The 17,253-nt window shown below is 63.5% G+C and carries 20 protein-coding genes and 1 tRNA gene; 13 read left to right on the top strand and 8 right to left on the bottom strand.

Features of this window, described 5'->3' with window-relative positions:
• Positions 1-74: 74 nt before the first annotated feature.
• Positions 75-1,292 (bottom strand): ABC transporter substrate-binding protein, encoded by a 1,218-nt coding sequence (locus tag TMPK1_RS02925; protein ID WP_420241320.1) that lies wholly within the window; start codon positions 1,290-1,292, stop codon positions 75-77.
• A 137-nt stretch (positions 1,293-1,429) separates the two neighbouring features.
• Positions 1,430-1,846 carry a phosphoribosyl-AMP cyclohydrolase gene (gene hisI, locus TMPK1_RS02920; protein ID WP_420241319.1) on the bottom strand — a complete coding sequence of 139 codons (417 nt, stop codon included), beginning with the start codon at positions 1,844-1,846 and terminating at the stop codon, positions 1,430-1,432.
• 220 nt (positions 1,847-2,066) lie between these two features.
• On the opposite strand from hisI, the gene clpX reads away from it, so the two are divergent.
• Complete coding sequence (gene clpX, locus TMPK1_RS02915; protein ID WP_420241318.1) at positions 2,067-3,338, top strand: ATP-dependent Clp protease ATP-binding subunit ClpX; 1,272 nt, start codon at positions 2,067-2,069, stop codon at positions 3,336-3,338.
• A 63-nt stretch (positions 3,339-3,401) separates the two neighbouring features.
• Here the strand turns inward: clpX and TMPK1_RS02910 are convergent, their stop codons facing one another.
• Genes TMPK1_RS02910 through TMPK1_RS02895 form a run of 4 tightly spaced genes read right to left on the bottom strand, consistent with a single transcriptional unit; the run spans position 3,402 to position 5,889 of the window.
• The gene (locus TMPK1_RS02910) at positions 3,402-4,025 is read right to left on the bottom strand and encodes a hypothetical protein (RefSeq protein WP_420241316.1); all 624 of its coding nucleotides are present in this window, start codon (positions 4,023-4,025) and stop codon (positions 3,402-3,404) included.
• A complete protein-coding gene (locus tag TMPK1_RS02905; RefSeq protein WP_420241315.1) occupies positions 4,019-4,768 on the bottom strand; it encodes a TPM domain-containing protein in 750 nt (249 codons plus the stop codon). Before TMPK1_RS02905 ends, TMPK1_RS02910 begins: the two co-directional genes overlap by 7 nt.
• 4 nt (positions 4,769-4,772) lie before the next feature.
• Positions 4,773-5,360 (bottom strand): LemA family protein, encoded by a 588-nt coding sequence (locus TMPK1_RS02900; protein ID WP_420241314.1) that lies wholly within the window; start codon positions 5,358-5,360, stop codon positions 4,773-4,775.
• Positions 5,361-5,373: 13 nt separating this feature from the next.
• Entirely contained in the window at positions 5,374-5,889 is a 516-nt protein-coding gene (locus TMPK1_RS02895; protein WP_420245603.1) for an adenine phosphoribosyltransferase, read from the bottom strand.
• Between the two features lie 102 nt (positions 5,890-5,991).
• On the opposite strand from TMPK1_RS02895, the gene TMPK1_RS02890 reads away from it, so the two are divergent.
• The 9 genes from TMPK1_RS02890 (at position 5,992) to TMPK1_RS02850 (ending at position 14,118) form a co-directional block, all read left to right on the top strand.
• Complete coding sequence (locus TMPK1_RS02890) at positions 5,992-7,182, top strand: ABC transporter permease (RefSeq protein WP_420241313.1); 1,191 nt, start codon at positions 5,992-5,994, stop codon at positions 7,180-7,182.
• Positions 7,179-7,961 (top strand): ABC transporter ATP-binding protein, encoded by a 783-nt coding sequence (locus tag TMPK1_RS02885; protein ID WP_420241312.1) that lies wholly within the window; start codon positions 7,179-7,181, stop codon positions 7,959-7,961. The genes TMPK1_RS02890 and TMPK1_RS02885 overlap by 4 nt, the downstream gene beginning before the upstream one ends.
• On the top strand, positions 7,961-8,860 hold the full coding sequence (locus tag TMPK1_RS02880) for an MlaD family protein (RefSeq protein WP_420241311.1): 900 nt from the start codon (positions 7,961-7,963) through the stop codon (positions 8,858-8,860). Before TMPK1_RS02885 ends, TMPK1_RS02880 begins: the two co-directional genes overlap by 1 nt.
• Positions 8,857-9,978 (top strand): DUF2336 domain-containing protein, encoded by a 1,122-nt coding sequence (locus TMPK1_RS02875; protein WP_420241310.1) that lies wholly within the window; start codon positions 8,857-8,859, stop codon positions 9,976-9,978. Before TMPK1_RS02880 ends, TMPK1_RS02875 begins: the two co-directional genes overlap by 4 nt.
• Positions 9,975-10,586: an ABC-type transport auxiliary lipoprotein family protein gene (locus TMPK1_RS02870; protein WP_420241309.1), complete on the top strand. Its 612-nt coding sequence runs from the start codon at positions 9,975-9,977 to the stop codon at positions 10,584-10,586. The genes TMPK1_RS02875 and TMPK1_RS02870 overlap by 4 nt, the downstream gene beginning before the upstream one ends.
• Positions 10,586-11,593, top strand: coding sequence for a TAXI family TRAP transporter solute-binding subunit (locus tag TMPK1_RS02865; RefSeq protein WP_420241307.1), 1,008 nt, complete (start codon positions 10,586-10,588; stop codon positions 11,591-11,593). The genes TMPK1_RS02870 and TMPK1_RS02865 overlap by 1 nt, the downstream gene beginning before the upstream one ends.
• Positions 11,594-11,656: 63 nt before the next feature.
• Positions 11,657-12,772: a DUF2336 domain-containing protein gene (locus tag TMPK1_RS02860; protein ID WP_420241305.1), complete on the top strand. Its 1,116-nt coding sequence runs from the start codon at positions 11,657-11,659 to the stop codon at positions 12,770-12,772.
• Positions 12,773-12,915: 143 nt separating this feature from the next.
• Positions 12,916-13,488 (top strand): hypothetical protein, encoded by a 573-nt coding sequence (locus tag TMPK1_RS02855; protein ID WP_420241304.1) that lies wholly within the window; start codon positions 12,916-12,918, stop codon positions 13,486-13,488.
• A 15-nt stretch (positions 13,489-13,503) separates the two neighbouring features.
• The gene (locus tag TMPK1_RS02850) at positions 13,504-14,118 is read left to right on the top strand and encodes a hypothetical protein (protein ID WP_420241303.1); all 615 of its coding nucleotides are present in this window, start codon (positions 13,504-13,506) and stop codon (positions 14,116-14,118) included.
• A gap of 316 nt (positions 14,119-14,434) precedes the next feature.
• On the opposite strand, the gene TMPK1_RS02845 is transcribed toward TMPK1_RS02850, so the two are convergent.
• A tRNA-Pro gene (locus tag TMPK1_RS02845) sits at positions 14,435-14,511 on the bottom strand.
• Positions 14,512-14,702: 191 nt separating this feature from the next.
• A complete protein-coding gene (locus TMPK1_RS02840; RefSeq protein ID WP_420241302.1) occupies positions 14,703-15,725 on the bottom strand; it encodes a polyprenyl synthetase family protein in 1,023 nt (340 codons plus the stop codon).
• A 211-nt stretch (positions 15,726-15,936) separates the two neighbouring features.
• Between TMPK1_RS02840 and TMPK1_RS02835 the strand changes: the two genes are divergently transcribed.
• The 3 genes from TMPK1_RS02835 (at position 15,937) to TMPK1_RS02825 (ending at position 17,246) form a co-directional block, all read left to right on the top strand.
• On the top strand, positions 15,937-16,158 hold the full coding sequence (locus TMPK1_RS02835) for a putative signal transducing protein (protein ID WP_420241301.1): 222 nt from the start codon (positions 15,937-15,939) through the stop codon (positions 16,156-16,158).
• Positions 16,145-16,900 (top strand): tRNA1(Val) (adenine(37)-N6)-methyltransferase, encoded by a 756-nt coding sequence (locus tag TMPK1_RS02830; protein ID WP_420241300.1) that lies wholly within the window; start codon positions 16,145-16,147, stop codon positions 16,898-16,900. The genes TMPK1_RS02835 and TMPK1_RS02830 overlap by 14 nt, the downstream gene beginning before the upstream one ends.
• 100 nt (positions 16,901-17,000) lie before the next feature.
• Positions 17,001-17,246 (top strand): hypothetical protein, encoded by a 246-nt coding sequence (locus TMPK1_RS02825; protein WP_420241299.1) that lies wholly within the window; start codon positions 17,001-17,003, stop codon positions 17,244-17,246.
• Positions 17,247-17,253: the final 7 nt, after the last annotated feature.

Raw genomic sequence — 17,253 nt, 5'->3', positions numbered from 1 at the left:
TGGCGCGGCTTTTCTTGGTCTTGGACGAATACGCCCCGGCCACGTGCGTGACCGGGGCGCGTTTCGTCAGCGCGTCACTGCGGAGCGACACCACCGGTGCCCGACTTCGAGCGAACCGGGTTCTTCTTGTCATCTTCGTTCGCGTACACGACGCGGCCGCCCTTCACGAGACCGAACACCGGCACGTTGTACGAGACGGCATCATGGTCCTTGGCGTTGAACGGCTTGTCGTAGGTCTGCACGACACCTTCGACTTTGGTGTTCAGATTTTCGAGCGCTTCGCGAATCTTCGGACCTTCGGTCGACTTGGCCTGCTCCAGTGCTGCCTTGAGCACGTAGAGTGAGTCGTAGCCCTGCGCCGCCGACACCGGCGACGGCATTTTATCGCCGCCGAACTTCTTGTGGTACGCGTCGATGAAGGCTTTGCGCTTCGGCGTGGTCGCATCTTCGATGAAGGTTTGCGGCATGCGCGCGCCGTCACCGTTCGGGCCGGCCGTGTCGATGAACGACGCCATCGACAAGGTCCACGAACCGACCAGCGGAACCTTCCAGCCCAGCTTGGCCATGCCGTTGGCGATCTGCGCCAGCTCCGGGCCGATGCCATACGTCAACACCACGTCGGCACCGCCTTCTTTGGCGCGCAGAAGCTGCGGCGTCATATCGGTGTCGCCGATGTTGAACTTCTCAACCGCGACGGGCTTCACGCCCTTCTTCGCCAACGCCGCTTCGAGATCGGCGCGACCAAGCTGACCGTAGTTGGTCGAGTCAGCGAGAATCGCCGGCTTGGTGAACTTCGAACGACCGATCGCTTCGTCGACGATCATCGCCGATTGAATCGTGTCGTTGGCCGAGAAACGGAAGACGTAGTTGTACTTGTTCTCCGGCGGCTCGAACTGCTTGGTGATCTGCGTACCGGTGGCGACGTTGTTCAGCACCGGGATCTGCGCTTCTTGGTAGAAGCGCTGCGACGCAAGCGCGACGCCGGTGTTGATGTAGCCAACCGTCGCGATGACTTTTTCTTTGTTGATCAGTTCCTGCGCGACCTGCACGCCGACTTCGTTCTTCGCCTGCTCGTCGCGTTCGACAAGTTCGATCTTCTTGCCGTTCACGCCGCCAGCGGCATTGATCTCGTCGGCTGCGAGCCGCACGCCGTCGCGCATCGAAACGCCCATCGACGACGAACCGCCGGTGAACGGACCGCTGACGCCGATTTTGATGGTTTCCTGCGCCCACGCGCCTGACGCCAACCCAAGGACTGCCGCAGCAGCGACAGTCGCCAACAGTCGATTCATCGAAACCCTCCCTAGGACATGCCGGTCGTACGCCGGTTGGCGGCCACTTTACTGGCGCTCGGGTCCTTGTCGAGCAGGGTTTCCGCGCAGAACTTACTGAGATTGGTCGCCGGAATCCGCCCAAAAATAAAGCAGGATCAGGGTTTCACGTCCGGACCGACGATCTCGACCCACTCGTCCGGACCGAGCGATCGATAGAAACATGTATGCCTGTTGGTATGGCAGGCGGCCCCGACCTGCGCGACCTGAAGCAGGATCGAATCGCCGTCACAGTCGATTCGGAAGTCGACCAAGGTCTGGGTGTGGCCACTGGTGTCGCCCTTGCGCCACAGCGCGCCGCGCGACCGGGACCAGTAGGTGACCCGGCCGGATTCGAGGGTGGCGCGGACCGCATCGCGATTCATCCAGGCCAGCATCAGGACGCGACCGTCCGTCGCGTCTTGCGCCACGGCGGGAATCAATCCCTGCCCGTCGAATTGCAGTGCAGCGAGCGCTTCTTCGATGACGATTGCCCCGGGCGGCGTCCATTCCGGCGCTGGGGAGGCTGATTTCACCAAGATAGGAACCCTTTTTTCAGCGCCGGATTAACGCATGTTATACCGCGAGGGACTGAGGCTCGGCGGGTCGTTTGACCGCTGATCGCCCGGTCTTCCGCGGCGAGAAGTCGGCCTGAAACGGTAGGCGGTTCGCTTGCGTTCATAGTCCCCCCGGGCGAGGATTGCCTGAGGGCACTACTACGAGTTCCCGCAGCCTTTCGAAGAGAGTTTCGGTCCGATGACCAAGTCGACCAGCGGCGATAGCAAAAACACCCTGTACTGCTCCTTCTGTGGAAAGAGCCAGCACGAGGTGCGCAAGCTTATTGCCGGCCCGACCGTCTTCATCTGCGACGAATGCGTCGAACTCTGCATGGACATCATCCGTGAAGAGTCGAAGACGCAGCTCGTCAAATCAGGTGACGGCGTTCCCACCCCGCGCGACATCAAGGCGGTCCTTGATGACTATGTGATCGGCCAGGAACAGGCCAAGCGCGTGCTGTCGGTCGCGGTGCACAACCACTACAAGCGCCTGGCCCACGGCCAGAAAAATAGCGACGTCGAACTGCAGAAATCGAACATTCTGCTGATTGGCCCGACCGGTTCGGGCAAGACGCTGCTGGCCCAGACGCTGGCGCGCATCCTCGACGTGCCGTTCACGATGGCCGACGCCACGACGCTGACCGAGGCCGGTTATGTCGGCGAAGACGTCGAGAACATCATCCTCAAGCTGCTGCAGGCCGCCGACTACAACGTCGAGCGGGCGCAGCGCGGCATCGTCTATATCGACGAAGTCGATAAGATCAGCCGCAAGTCGGACAACCCGTCGATCACCCGCGACGTGTCGGGCGAAGGTGTCCAGCAGGCGCTGCTGAAGATCATGGAAGGTACCGTTGCCTCGGTACCCCCGCAGGGCGGACGGAAACACCCGCAGCAGGAATTCCTGCAGGTCGACACGACGAACATTCTGTTCGTGTGCGGCGGTGCGTTTGCCGGCCTGGAAAAGATCATTGCTGCGCGCCATCGCGGCACCTCGATCGGCTTCGGCGCCGACGTGCGTGCGCCGGAAGAGCGCCGTACCGGTGAAATCCTGCGCGAAGTGCAGCCCGAAGATCTGTTGAAGTTCGGCTTGATCCCGGAATTCGTCGGCCGTCTGCCCGTCGTGGCGACCTTGGACGATCTGGACGAGTCGGCACTGCTCGAGATCCTGTCGACCCCGAAGAACGCGCTGGTGAAGCAGTATCAGCGCCTGTTCGAGATGGAAGACGTCAAGCTGACCTTCAACGACGAAGCGCTGAAAGTGATCGCTCGCAAGGCGATCGAACGAAAGACCGGTGCACGCGGCCTGCGTTCGATCATGGAAGGCATTCTGCTCGAACCGATGTTCGACCTGCCCGGCGAAACCGAGATCAGCGAGATCGTCATCAACAAGGAAGCGGCGGAGAAGCGGGCCGAGCCCCTCTACATCTACGCCGATCGCAAGAAAGAAGCCTCGAACCCGCGCGCTTCGTAAGCGCAGGCACCGAGCACACAAAAAAGGGCGGCCAATTGGCCGCCCTTTTCATATCTGCAAAACTTACAGCGGCTCGATCACGTCGATCTGATCGCTACGTTCGTTGCGGTCGCCTGCTTGCGGCGGGAACGGTTCGGCCAACGCATCGCCGATCGCAGCGCAAACGCCGCCGAACGCATCCACCACGCGTCCCTCCGCAGCCAACGTCGTGAACTGCGCGATCATCGCGTCGAACCGTTCTTGCGGTACGCGCGCTGCAACGCGCGCATCGACCAGGATTTCGACATAGCGTTCGGCCGTCGCAACAAAAAACAAGACCGCCGGCCGTCCCGCCGCCGTATCGAGCCCAAGCCGCGCGAATTGCAGTCGTGCCAGGCGGATTGCAGCTTTGCGTTTGACCGCGCGCGGAACGATCGCAACGCGCAGCGACGGGATTTGCAGCACCGCATAGGCGAACACGAAGCCGACCGTTTCGAGCAGCACCATCGCGCGCGCCGACGTGCCCGCCCAACCAAGCGCCAGGCCGCACCCGACCAGCAACGCGAACAGTGCGGGATAGATCAGCGCGAACGCGCCGTAGCGGCTCGCGACCGGCGCCAGCACCAGTTTCAGCTCGACTGAGGTTCGCGCCTCGGCAGCCGCAACGCAGGCCGCGATCCGCGCGCTTTCGCTTTCGGTGATCACCATGAGCCCGACGCGCCTCCACCGCCGCCTGAACCGCCGCCGCCGCTGAACCCGCCGCCGCCGCCGCCCCAGCTTCCGCCACTGCTTCCACCGCGCGATGACGAGGCCACGACCCAGATCACGTCGAGCAGCGTGCCCACCACGCCGCGCGTGCGCACGCGCCAGAACACGAAGAGAAGAAACAGAACAATGATGACATACCCGGTCCAGGCAGGCGGATCGGGTACCGCAACTGCGCCTTGCACCGGCGCCAGCTCTTCGGCGCTGAGCTCGCCCGTCAGCACGCGGAGCATTTCGTGGGCGCCGGCAAGCACGCCGGCCGGCAGGTCGCCGCGTTTGATCTGCGGCAGGATCGTGCGCTCGATGATGACGCGCGACGCCGCGTCGGTCAGCGATCCTTCGAGCCCGTATCCGACCTCGATCCGCACGCGCTTTTCATTGGGCGCGACCAGCAAGATCGCGCCGGTATTCTTGCCTTTCTGTCCGATTCCCCAGCCGCGGATCAGATCGACGCCGTACTCTTCGATCTCGACGCCTTGCAGCGATTTGACGATCGCAACGACGACTTGCTGACCGGTCTTTTGTTCGTGTGTCGCAAGCTCGGTTTCGAGTGCACTGCGCTGCGTACTCGACAATGCGCCGGCCTCGTCGACGACGCGGCCAGTCAGCGCCGGCAGCTTGATCGCTGCCAGCGCAACCGAAACAAATAGCAGCGCGACGAGAACGGTCGCGCTGAACGTACGCATCACGTCAGAACTTCACCTTCGGCGCCGTCTGCGCCTCTTCGGTGCTGGTGAAGGTCTCTTTGATCTTCGCATCGGGATAGAGGATCGCAGCGATCCAGCGCCCCGGGATGGTGCGCAGCTGCGTGTTGTAGGCCTGCACGGAATTGATGTAGTCGCGGCGCGCAACGGCGATGCGGTTCTCGGTGCCTTCGAGCTGCGATTGCAGCGCCAAGAAGTTCTGGTTCGATTTCAGATCTGGATAGGCTTCTTTCACCGCCAGCAAGCGCGACAAAGCACCGGTCAATTGTGCCTGCGCGTCCTGGAATCGCTTGAACGCTTCCGGGTTCTGCGTGATGTCCGCCGGGATCTGAATCGACGTCGCTTTCGCGCGCGCTTCGACGACCTTGGTCAGGACTTCTTCTTCCTGTTTGGCGTAGCCCTTCACCGTCTCAACCAGGTTGGGCACCAGATCAGCGCGGCGCTGATACTGATTTTGCACCTGGCTCCACTTCGCCTTCACGTCCTCGTCCAGCTTGGGCACTTCGTTGACGCCGCACGCGGCCAACGGAATCACCAGCAACAACGCAAACAGGCCTGCCCGTAGCTTTGACATGGGAACCCTCATCTCATTCGTCGTAGGTGATGATCGAATCGACCGCAACATCGAGCCGTTCGCGCCCACGCAGGAACGCGAGCTCGATGATAAAGGCGGCTGACACGACTTCCGCGCCGACCGACCGTAGCAGGGTAATGCCAGCCGCAGCAGTGCCGCCGGTGGCGAGAAGATCGTCGAGCAGCACGACACGCTGGCCGTGCTTGACCGCGTCGGCTTGGATCTCGACGCGGTCTTCGCCGTATTCGAGCGCGTAATCATGCCCGATCGTCGTGCCGGGCAATTTTCCGCGCTTGCGGATCATCGCGAAGCCAAGCCCCAGCTCGACCGCCAAGGGCGCCGCTGACAGGAACCCGCGGCTTTCGATTCCGACCAGCAAATCCGGCTGGTAGGCACGGACGCGATTGGCGAGACGGCGCACCGTTTCTTTCCACGCCGGGGCATCGGCCAGCAGCGTGGAGATGTCGTAGAAGAGAATGCCTGGCTTCGGGAAATCCGGGATGTTCCGGATGACGCGTTTCAGGTCCATCGTGTCGGAATCGGACGGTATGGGGCGCATGAAACGGGTCCTACGACGCTTGGACCTGCCTTGCCAAGCCGCGGCGCAACCTGCAGGTTCGATCACATTCCCATGAAGATCGTCGATGCAGCACGCACCAACGCAGATCCGGATTTGTCCGATCCGGATGCGCAGGATGCGGGCAGCTGGGACGTCGAGGCCGACGACGATCGGCTGACCATCCTGGTGCGCGGCCATTGGGATCTGCGCATGGCGCTACGCGCCGATGCCGAGCTGCGCGAAACCGACCTCGGCGGTGCGGCGCGCGGCGTGATCGATCTCACCGCCGTTTCGATGCTCGACACGATGGCGGCCTTGGTCGTGATGCGGTTGGCGCGGCGCATCGAAGCGACCGGCGCAACCGTCGAACTCCGCGTCGCCGACTCCGCGCATCGCAGCCTGCTCGAACAAGTCGAACAAGCGCAAATTCCGCCCCCACCCCGCCGTCGCATGAACGCGCTGACCGAGCGTGTCGCGCGCGTCGGAAAATGGGCGGTGCTGATGGCAACCGACACGCGCGACCTGCTCGCCTTCTTCGGCGAGCTGTGCGTCGTGCTGTTGCGCATCGTGCGGCATCCGCGCCGGCTGCGCTTCGTCTCGATGGTCGCCAACATGCAGGCGGTCGGATTGAACGCCGTGCCGATCGTCGGACTGTTGTCGTTCCTGATCGGCGTCGTGCTTGCCTATCAAGGCGCCGACCAGCTGCGCCGCTTCGGCGCTGAAGTCTTCACCGTCAATCTGCTCACCATTTCAGTGCTGCGCGAGATCGGCATCTTGATGACCGCGATCATTATTGCGGGCCGATCGGGCAGTTCCTTCACGGCGCAGATCGGGACGATGAAAATCAACCAGGAAGTCGATGCGATGCGCACGATGGGCCTGGACCCGATGGAAGTGCTGGTCGTGCCGCGCGTGCTTGCGCTGGCGCTGACTTTGCCGCTCCTGGGCTTCTATTCCGATATTATGGGACTGCTGGGCGGCGCGTTGATGTGCCGGCTCAATCTCGGCATCAACTTCGACGCGTTCCTGAACCAGATGAACCAGGTTCTCGCGATCTACGACACGTCGCTTTGGGTCGGTCTGGCGAAAGCGCCGGTCTTCGCAGTCGTCATCGCGCTGGTCGGATGTTTCCACGGGCTCGAAGTCAGCGGCAGCGCCGAAAGCGTTGGCCAACGCACCACGATTTCGGTGGTGCAAGCGATCTTCATCGTGATCGTGCTCGACGCGATTTTCTCCATCGTCTTTTCGGCGCTACAGATATGAGCGCCGCGTCAGACGACGATATCATCATCCGCGTGCGCGGCCTGACGACGCGGTTCGGCTCGCAGACGATTCATGAAAACCTCGATCTCGACGTGCGACGCGGCGAAGTGATCGGCATCGTCGGCGGATCCGGCACCGGCAAATCGGTGCTGCTGAAAGAGATCATCGGCCTGATGCAGCCGACCGAAGGCAAGATCGAGGTGTTGGGTCAGGACGTCACCGCCGACCCCGAAGGGCGCGACATCGACCTTCGGCAGCGCTGGGGCGTTCTGTTCCAGGAAGGCGCGCTGTTCAGCTCGCTGACCCTGCAACAGAACGTCGAAGTGCCGATGCGCGAGCTGTCCGACATTCCCGAATCACTGATGGAAGAGACCGCACGCGTGAAGATCGCGATGGTCGGCCTGCCGCCGGATTCGGCGGTCAAATTTCCGTCGGAATTGTCGGGCGGCATGAAAAAACGCGCCGGTCTGGCGCGCGCGCTGGCGCTGGATCCGGAATTGCTGTTTCTCGACGAACCGACAGCCGGACTGGACCCGATCGCGGCGGCAAAGTTCGATGAGCTCATCAAACATTTGCGGGAAAGCCTGGGGCTCACCGTCGTCATGATTACGCACGACCTCGACAGCCTCTACGCGATCTGCGACCGAATTGCCGTGCTGGTCGACAAACGTGCGAAAGTCGGGCGGCTGGAGGAGCTGTTGGCCGACGATCATCCCTGGATCCGCGAGTATTTTCACGGACCGCGCGGCCGCGCCGCGGCAGCGGGAAAGACCGCATAGTGGAAACGCGCGCCAACTACGTCCAGGTCGGAGCCTTCGTGCTGGCGGTGCTTGCCGGGCTGGCGCTGTTCGCGATCTGGATGACCCGGTCGGGCGACAAAGGCACCGCCTACTACACGTATTTTTCGGGATCGGTGACCGGCCTCAATGTCGGCAGCCCGGTGCGCTATCGCGGCGTGCCGGTCGGCAGCGTCGACGACATCGTGATCGACCCCGAAAATATCGAGCGGATTCGGGTCACGATGCGGATCCGTCCCGACGCACCAATTCAGGTCGATGCGGTCGCCAGCCTTGAAAGCGCCGGCATCACCGGCGGCTCCTACGTTCAGATCAAAGGCGGCCGCAAAGGGACCCCGCGACTCGAGTCCAAAGACGGCGAGATTCCCGTCATCCCCAGCGAGCCCGGCCTGCTCGGTTCGCTGGCCGACCAGGCGCCTCAGCTCCTGCAGAACCTGGTCACCCTGTCCGAGCGTGCGAATGAATTCCTCAGCCCGGACAATTCCAAGGCACTGGCTGGAATTTTGGCCGACCTAAAAACCCTGACGCAGCAATTGTCAGGCGCTGGGCCGGATCTGGCTTCGGCAATGAAAAATTTGGATCGTCTGTCGCAGGATCTGCGGACCGAGGTGCCCAAATTGACCCAGTCGCTGCAGTCCTCGCTGAAAGAGATCGACGGCATGTCCGCCGACCTGCACGGGCTCGTGCGCGAAAACCGTGCCCCGATCCGTGACTTTTCCAACAACGGGCTGGTACAGCTAACGGCGGCGATCGCCGATTTGCGGCGGTTGATCGACAGCCTGTCGCGCGTGGCCGAGCGCGTAGACCGCGATCCTCGCGAGTTTCTTTTCGGCGGTACGGGTCGAGGCGTGGACCCGCGCCAGGGAGTGCCGACGCGATGAGTATGACCCCGTCTTCAACGACCGCATCCAAAGGGCCGATGCTCGACGCATCCGTCGTGCAGCGCCTCATCGAAGACCCCTCTGCGGCCGGACGCAGCGAAGTCGCGATGCGCATGGGCGCAGCGCTCGACGAAAAACTGAATCCGACTGAACGCGCGCTCGCCGAACAGATCCTGGTGCTGCTGGCGCGCGATGCCGAAGTGCAGGTCCGCGCCTCGCTCGCGCAGAGCATCAAGAACTCGCCCAGCGTGCCGCGCAAAGTCGCGTTGAAGCTGGCGCAGGACGTCGAGAAAGTTTCGTTCCCGATCCTGCGTTTCTCGCAGAGCCTGACTGAAGAAGATCTGATTTCGATCGTCAAAGAGATCGGCGATCCCGGTCGCGAAGAAGTGGCGCAACGCGCCGTCGTTTCGCGTCGTCTCAGCGCGACCTTGATCGAGATGGGCGACGAAGCGACCGTGACGCGTCTGATGCGCAACCACAACGCCGACGTCGACGACGATGCGATGGGACACGCGCTCGACAAATTCGGCGGACAACAGGCGGTCGCCGATGCGATGGCCTATCGCCCGTCAATTCCGCTGGGCATCGCACGGCGCTTGGTTTCGCTCGTCGCCGACGAAATCAAACTCCAGGTGCTGAAGACGCAGCCCGGTGCCGCCGAAGCGGTCGATGCGATCAACATGTCGGGCGGCAAAGTGCTGAAACGCCTGACCGGCGAAGGCGAAGCCAAAGACGACGTCGGCACCACGGTTCTGCGTCTGCACAAAGACGGCAAGCTGAACTCGCCGGTGATCCTGCGCGCGCTGGTGCATGGCGACGTCGTGTTCTTCGAAGCCAGCCTCGCCATTTCGGCCGGCGTTCCGCTTCTGTCGGCACGCCGCCTCGCCCACGATCCCAATCCGCAGGCCTTCGCCGCGATCTACGCCAAAGCCGGCTTCCCAAAAGAAGAGATGGTTCTGTTCCGTTTGGCGCTGACCGTCGCGAAAGAAACCGCCTATGGCGGCCTCAGCTTTGAAGAACGCAAAAAGAAGCTGCTGGAACGCCTGATGACGACCAAGCTGCCGCCGAATTTGCAAGCCGACATGGGCGCGATGCTCACGACGCTCGAGGCGCTGTGATCGCTCGTCTTGCGGCTGTCACCGCACTGCTCGCACTGACCGGCTGCTCGTTGTTGGGGCCTTCGGGCCCCGCCCCGGTCTATTACGGTCTCAACGCACCGCGTGCCGCGACGGGCGCTAAGATCGACCAGCAATTGCTGGTCGACGTACCACGCACCTCGCTCGATCTCGATTCAACGCGCGTCGCAGTGCTGCAAAAGCCCAACGCGGTCGAATATTACGCCGACGTGCTATGGCGCGATCGCGTGCCGCAAATGCTGCAGACCTTGCTGGTGCGCACGTTGGACGGTGGTGGCCGCTTCCGCGCCGTTGCCGCCGCCAATAGCGGGCTGCGTGCCGATCTGCTGTTGCTGACCGATCTCGCGCATTTCGAAGCCGAAGCGTTTCAGAACGACGTGCGTATCGAACTGACAGCGCGCCTGGTTCGTGCCAATGATCGCAGCATCGTCGAAACGCGCGTGTTCAACGCAACCGCACCGTCTTCGTCCAAGTCGTTTGACGACGTGATTGCGGCATACGACCGCGCGACGAGCGACGTGCTGGTCAACGTCGCCGCCTGGGCCGCGAATGCGGCATCGCAGACTCCAAAAACAGACCGCACACGCTGATGAAGTTTCAGGTTCGTCGTGCCGCAGCGTTGGCTGCGGTTTCGCTGGCTATTGGCGCCGCAGCGCCGGCACCGCGCACCTTGGTTGTCGGCTCGGGTGCGGTTGCGGGCTACGCCTATCCTGTCGCTGGCGCCATCTGCCGCGCCGCCAATGCGACGCGCGACAAAAGCGGCATTCGCTGCGCGGTGGAATCGACCGACGGATCGGTCGCCAATCTGCAGCGTCTTGCGACTGGCGATCTCGACCTTGCGATCGTGCAATCCGACTGGCAGCGCCAGTTCGTGACCGGCACGGGAAAATTCCAAAGCGCGAAGCCGGACACCGAACTGCGCGCGCTGCTGTCGCTCTATCCTGAGGTGCTGGCGATCGTCGTGCGCGCCGATTCCGGCATCGCCGGCGCCGAAGATCTGCGCGGCAAGAAAGTCGTGATCGGCGAACCAAAACAGCCGGCCAATCCGCTGTTCGGTGATTTGCTGGTGGCGATCGATCTCGACCGCAAGGAATTCGCGCAGACAATCGAGATGCCGCTAGCGGACCAACCGAAAAGTCTGTGCGACAAGCGCGTCGATGCGGTGGTCACGGTGGTCGCACATCCCAGCATGTTCCTGCAGCAGATCGCTGCGTCATGCCCGATCAAGCTGCTCGAATTCAAAGGCGAAGCGATCGACCAGATGCTGCGCACGCGTCCGCATCTCGCGGCCGCCACCCTGCCCCCCAACGCCTATCCAGGCCAGGCGGAACCGGTTGCAAGCTTCGGCATTCGTGCAACCTTGGTGACGCGCAGCTCGCTACCCGATGAGGCCGCGGAAGGCATCGTCGCGTCGGTGCTTGCCGAGCTGGATGGGATCAAGCGCCAGCATCCGGTCTTTGCCGGTATCGACCGCAGCCAGCTTGGCACTGCGGCCCTGTCGGCGCCGCTCCATCCTGGTGCGCGGAAAGTGCTGGAAAAGGCCGGAATTGCGGTCCCGCCGCCGGCCACGGCCGAACCGCCCAGCCCGACGCGCTAATTCATGCCCGAATAATTCGCGGAATATGGCGACCGGCTCGGCCGCTCTGCTATCGTCCCCGCAATGTCTGAGAACACCCTCACCGCCGCCGACGTCCAACGCCTGCTCGAAGATCCCTCTGCGGACTCGCGCGGCGAAATCGCATCCAAAGTCGGGCGCTCGCTCGACGGCGCGCTCAACGAGGCCGAACGCGGTCTTGCCGAACAAATTCTGCTGATCCTCGCGCGCGACGCGGCGATCCAGGTGCGCGCCGCGCTGGCGCGCAGCGTCGAGAAGTCGGCGCATGTGCCGCGCGACGTTGCCTTCGCGTTGGCCCGCGACGTCGAACAAGTCGCGTTGCCGTTGCTGCGCTTCTCGCAAAGCCTGACCGAAGAAGATTTGCTGACCTTGGTTGCCAACACGACCGACGAAGGTCGCTTGGCCATGGCCGGTCGCGACACGGTCTCGTCGCGCCTGTCGGCGCGTCTCGTCGAAATTGGCAATGAAGCAACCGTCGTGCGCCTGATGGCGAATGACGGCGCCGAAATCGAACCGGAATCGCACGCCAAGGCGCTCGACCGTTTCAGCGGCAGCAGCGCTGTGCCGGACGCAATGGCGGCCCGCCGCACCTTGCCGCCGGCGGTTGCCGAACGTCTGGTCGAACTCGTGTCCGACGCGGTGCGCACGCATCTGGTCGAACATCACGCAATGTCGCCCGACATTGCGGCCGAGCTGGTGTTGGAAATTCGCGACCGCGCGCTGAAGAATATGATCGGCGATCAGGTCGAAAGCGCGACCTCGGTTGCAACCCGCCTGCACAAAGGCGGCACGCTGACGCCGCCGCTGATTTTACGCGCGCTGTGCCTCGGCGACGCGCCCTTCTTTGAAGCCAGCCTCGCCGTGCTTGCGGGCGTTCCGCTGATGAACGCGCAGAAGCTGTTGTATGAGGGTGGCAAAGCCGGCTTCGCCGGCCTGTATGGCAAAAGCGGCCTTCCAGCCGATCAGCTTTCGTTGTTTCAGGCCGCGTTCGACGTCGCCAACGAAACCGATTTCGAAAGCGAAGACGACGCGTTCGAGCAGCGCCGTCGTCGCGTCATCGAGCGCGTGCTGACCGCGCACGAAGGCAACGACGCTCCGGCTGCCGCCGAATGGTTGATTGCCAAACTCGAAGCACTCGAAGCCCCCGCGCACGCTGCGTGATGCGCGTCTGCGCACGCGCCGCCTGACGGCGGAAATTCGCTTGCACAGTTTGCTAGCGTAGGAACGGGGTTTCTTACGCGGCGTTGTTCCCCACGAGCGCCGGCTGCGCAACCACATGCCGCGCGAACTTCTGGGGAGAAATCATGAAGACGATCGCAATTTTGCTGGCGGGCACCGCGATGCTCGTCAGTGCGTCTGCGTACGCGCAGACGGCGAGCGACCGCGCGTCCAACACCGCGCGCGACGCAGGACAGACGGTTGGTGACGCTGCGCGCTCGACCGGGCAAGCAGCGAAAGACACCGCCAACAGCGTCAGCAGCACGACCAAACCCGCGATCAAGTCCAGCAAGGACACGACAACGGGTGCACCGATTGCCGGTGCCAACAGCTTCACCGAAGGCCAGGCGAAATCGCGCATCGAAGCGCGCGGCTATGCCAACGTGACCGGCCTCAACAAAGATGCGTCGGGCATCTGGCACGCCACCGCGTCGAAGAACGGCAAGCCGACGCAAGTCGCGCTCGACTATCAGGGCAATGTCGTTGAAGGCGCCGCTGCGGCAACCAGCACAGGCAGCAGCAGCAGCGCCACCACCTCGCCGTCGACTGCGCCCAGCACGATGCCCAGTACGGCACCGAGCACGACGACACCCAGCACCACCAATCCGGCAACCCCGCCGGCCGCGCGTTCGACAACGACGCCGAACAGCACCCGCTAATTAGGAGATCAATCCATGGCAATTCGCACTTTGGCTGCGCTGTATGATGATTACGGCGACGCCGCACAGGCGATCGCAGCGATCGAAGCAGCGGGTATCGCGCATAGCGACGTATCGATCATCGCCAACAATGCCGACAATCGGTACCGCCTCGGCTCGACCAACAGCGCTGTGACCGACGCAAACACAACTGTTGTTGACGAAGAGAGCGACGCGAGCGGGCTCGGCACGGGCGCCACGATCGGCACCATCGTCGGTGGCGGCGCTGGTCTGCTTGCAGGTCTCGGCATGTTGGCGATTCCGGGCGTCGGTCCGGTGATCGCGGCCGGTTGGCTGGTCGCAACGTTGGCTGGCGCGGGCGTTGGCGCCGCCGTCGGCGGTCTCGTCGGTTCGCTGACGGATGCCGGCGTCGATAACGAACATGCAGTCGTCTATGCCGAAGGCGTGCGTCGCGGCGGCACGTTGGTGACGGTGCGCGTCGACGATCTGCGCGAAGCCGAGATCCGCAAGATCCTCGACCATTACGAACCGGTCGATATCGAAACCCGCGGTGCGGAATATCGCAGCAGCGGTTGGTCGCCCGACACGACGGCAACCACGACCGAACCTTATCGCCGCGCCGCTGAATAAACGGTCGGACTAGGTCCAAAGAGAAAGGGCGATCCTGCCACGGATCGCCCTTTTTTCGTTCAGGAGTCGGGCCGCCGCCACTGCGGGCGCGGGGTCGCAATCCGGATGCCGCATGCCGCGCCTCCGCTTTCAGATAACACTGTAAAGAACAGATCTTCTGCGACTCGCGTTGGTGCGAACCGTGGGCGCAGTTGTAATGTTACTGTACAATCAGTCAATGGGAAAAACACCCACGCGTGGTCGCGCAGCCAAAGTGCGGTGTTGCGGCGTGCGAAACGAGAAAGGGCGATCCCGCGAAGGATCGCCCTTTTTCAAATGGTCGGGGCGAGAGGATTCGAACCTCCGGCCTCTACGTCCCGAACGTAGCGCTCTACCAGGCTGAGCTACGCCCCGACAGGGCGGCGGTTGTAGCGCCCGGGGACCGCCGGGGCAAGCACCCCGCCCCGCCCTAAAAAACACACGTCACCCCGGCGAAGGCCGGGGTCCATCGGCGCGGCAACACGCGACCATTTCGTCGGCGGAACCATGGGTCCCCGCCTGCGCGGGGATGACGAGTTTGAACCGCTACTGCTTCGCAGCGCGGTTCAAAATTCCCGTTCGATCGTGAAGGTCACGACGTCCAGCATCGCGTCTCGAATCGGGCTGGACGGAAACAGCGCCAACGCCGCCGTCGCCTGCTCGCCATAGGTCCGGGCGCGCAGAATCGCGTCGCGGAAGCCGTGCGTGCGGCGGATCTCGTCGATGGCACGTTCGAGGTCACCTTCGCGCTGGTCCTGGTCTTCGAGACAGCGGCGCCACCAGGCACGCGTCGCCTCGTCGGCGCGGGCATAGGCGAGCACCACCGGCAAGGTGACTTTGCCGTCGCGGAAATCGTCGCCGATCGATTTGCCCAGCCGCGCTTGCGCAGCCGAGTAATCCAACACGTCGTCGACGATCTGAAACGCGATGCCGAGATTGGCGCCGTAGGTCGCCAGCGCCTGAATTTCTTCGACCGGACGATCGGCGATCACGCCGCCGATTTCGCAGGCGGCTTCGAACAACGCGGCCGTCTTGGCGCGAATGACGTCGAGATACGAATTCTCGTCGGTGCCGAGATCGTTGGCAGTTGCAAGCTGCAGTACTTCGCCTTCGGCAATCACCGCCGACGCGTTCGACAGAATGCGCAGCACGTCGAGCGAACCGTCTTCCACCATCAGCTGAAACGCGCGGCTGAACAGGAAATCGCCGACGAGCACCGAGGGCTTGTTGCCGAACAGCGCGTTGGCGCTGGCGCGTCCGCGACGACGTTCGCTTTCATCGACGACGTCGTCGTGCAACAGCGTAGCGGTATGAATGAACTCAACCGCAGTCGCGAGCGCGACATGGCGATTGCCGTCATGGGCGCAAAGTCGCGCCGACGCCAAGGTCAGCAACGGGCGCAAACGTTTGCCGCCGGCAGCAACGATGTAGCTCGCAAGCTGCGGGATCAGCGGGACCGACGACTGCATGCGGGCGAGGATCGCCCGGTTCACTTCGGCCAGATCGTCAGCAACCAGGCTCGTCAGCCGATCGAGCCCATCGGGCGCAAGCTCACGCTCAGGTCGGATCTGGATTGCAGGGGCGGTCAAAGCTTCGTCGCTCCGAAAACGGGCACTCGTTCAGGCACTGTACCCGATCGGATTGGCATTGCTGCTAGCAACCGTGAATTTGACGGTCACAACGCTGGCGAAATGCCTGGAATTCCGGGCAAAATCCACGGTGATCGCAACATAACCGGGCACCTCGACCGGTCAAGCCCGCGCGCCTCGCGCCAACCCAGATAGCCCGGCGCCAAACCACATGACCGAACTGCTTCGAACCAACGATCTCGTCCTGTTGTCCTTCCTGCAGGCCCTGCTGGCCGATGCGGGCATCGGCTCCCTCATCGCTGACCAACATACGAGCGTGCTGGAAGGCTCCATTGGCGCGATTCCGCGTCGGCTGATGGTCAGCAGCGACGATCTGATCTCCGCGCGGCGTCTGGTCGCGGATGCCGGGTACGCGCTTGATGACCAACGCTGACGCGCGCCCGGCAACCAGCACCGACACGCTGCTGAACGGGCGTGTACAGCTGATCCAACCCACCGCCGGATATCGTGCCGCGATCGATCCGGTGCTGCTTGCCGCCGCCGTCCCCGCACGCGCCGGCGAAACCGTGCTCGAACTGGGCTGCGGCGTCGGCGCCGCCCTCTTCTGTCTTGCCGCCCGCGTCCCCGACATCGAACTGGTCGGCGTCGAAAGCGACGCCGAAACCGCGCGACTGGCGCGCGAAAACGCCAGCGCCAACGGCGTCGGCGCGCGCGTGCAGATCGTGCATGCAGACGTCGGCGCGGCACCTGCGGGTGCGTTCGCGCGCGTGCTGCTCAACCCGCCCTATCTCGAAGCGGGCGCGCACGATCCCTCACCCGAACCGCGCAAGGCGAAAGCACACTGCCATGTCGACGGCGACGATCTGGCTCGCTGGATCAATGTCGCGCGCACGCGCCTCGTCCATCGCGGCACGTTGAGCCTGATCCATCGCGCCGATCGGCTTGCCGTCATTCTGGCCGCGCTCGACCCGTATTTCGGCGACGTCCGCATCCTGCCGCTGTGGCCCAAGCGCGGCGTCGCCGCCAAACGCGTGCTGGTGCAGGCCGCAATCGGGTCGCGTGCACCGTCGAGCCTGTTGCCCGGGCTGGTGCTGCACCAAGACGATGGCGCGTATAGCGACGCGGCGCGGGCGATCTTGTGGGACGGGGCGGCCTTGCCGCTCGAAGCCCCCTAGCGCCCGGCATGATCCAGAGGATCATGCCTACCATTTGTTTGCGCGTTTTCCCTCCGCGAACCGGTACCCATTTCGCGGGAAAACGCGCTAAGCCCTAGCGATGTTCGCCAAGCTTCTCGTTCTCGCCGCGATTCTCTTTGCCGTTTGGTACGGCGCCCGGTGGATCGCGCGCGTCGACGCTGCGCGCAAACGCTGGGAAGCGGCAAAACAAGCGCCGGCGCCGGACGAAGCGCACGCGTCGCGCGTTGTCGATGCAACCGAGACCGTGAAGTGCCGGATCTGCCACGCCTACGTGGCGGCGGGCGCGACGCAGGGCTGCGGCCGGGCCGATTGCCCCACCGGCTGAGCCAGTC

The organism is Roseiterribacter gracilis (assembly GCA_018332375.1).
Classification (GTDB): Bacteria; Pseudomonadota; Alphaproteobacteria; order BOG-932; family Roseiterribacteraceae; genus Roseiterribacter; species Roseiterribacter gracilis.
The sequence above is the reverse complement of the archived record's forward strand: the minus strand, read 5'-3'. Positions and strand labels throughout refer to the sequence as shown.

Excerpts from the sequence above, each read along its gene's own strand:
- TMPK1_RS02875 (WP_420241310.1), top strand. The coding sequence starts at position 8,857 with ATGAGTATGACCCCGTCTTCAACGACCGCATCCAAAGGGCCGATGCTC.
- TMPK1_RS02910 (WP_420241316.1), bottom strand. The coding sequence starts at position 4,025 with ATGGTGATCACCGAAAGCGAAAGCGCGCGGATCGCGGCCTGCGTTGCG.
- TMPK1_RS02860 (WP_420241305.1), top strand. The coding sequence starts at position 11,657 with ATGTCTGAGAACACCCTCACCGCCGCCGACGTCCAACGCCTGCTCGAA.
- TMPK1_RS02925 (WP_420241320.1), bottom strand. The coding sequence starts at position 1,292 with ATGAATCGACTGTTGGCGACTGTCGCTGCTGCGGCAGTCCTTGGGTTG.
- TMPK1_RS02825 (WP_420241299.1), top strand. The coding sequence starts at position 17,001 with ATGTTCGCCAAGCTTCTCGTTCTCGCCGCGATTCTCTTTGCCGTTTGG.
- TMPK1_RS02850 (WP_420241303.1), top strand. The coding sequence starts at position 13,504 with ATGGCAATTCGCACTTTGGCTGCGCTGTATGATGATTACGGCGACGCC.
- clpX (WP_420241318.1), top strand. The coding sequence starts at position 2,067 with ATGACCAAGTCGACCAGCGGCGATAGCAAAAACACCCTGTACTGCTCC.
- TMPK1_RS02895 (WP_420245603.1), bottom strand. The coding sequence starts at position 5,889 with ATGGACCTGAAACGCGTCATCCGGAACATCCCGGATTTCCCGAAGCCA.
- TMPK1_RS02885 (WP_420241312.1), top strand. The coding sequence starts at position 7,179 with ATGAGCGCCGCGTCAGACGACGATATCATCATCCGCGTGCGCGGCCTG.
- TMPK1_RS02855 (WP_420241304.1), top strand. The coding sequence starts at position 12,916 with ATGAAGACGATCGCAATTTTGCTGGCGGGCACCGCGATGCTCGTCAGT.
- TMPK1_RS02890 (WP_420241313.1), top strand. The coding sequence starts at position 5,992 with ATGAAGATCGTCGATGCAGCACGCACCAACGCAGATCCGGATTTGTCC.
- TMPK1_RS02905 (WP_420241315.1), bottom strand. The coding sequence starts at position 4,768 with ATGCGTACGTTCAGCGCGACCGTTCTCGTCGCGCTGCTATTTGTTTCG.
- TMPK1_RS02835 (WP_420241301.1), top strand. The coding sequence starts at position 15,937 with ATGACCGAACTGCTTCGAACCAACGATCTCGTCCTGTTGTCCTTCCTG.
- TMPK1_RS02865 (WP_420241307.1), top strand. The coding sequence starts at position 10,586 with ATGAAGTTTCAGGTTCGTCGTGCCGCAGCGTTGGCTGCGGTTTCGCTG.
- TMPK1_RS02830 (WP_420241300.1), top strand. The coding sequence starts at position 16,145 with ATGACCAACGCTGACGCGCGCCCGGCAACCAGCACCGACACGCTGCTG.
- TMPK1_RS02900 (WP_420241314.1), bottom strand. The coding sequence starts at position 5,360 with ATGTCAAAGCTACGGGCAGGCCTGTTTGCGTTGTTGCTGGTGATTCCG.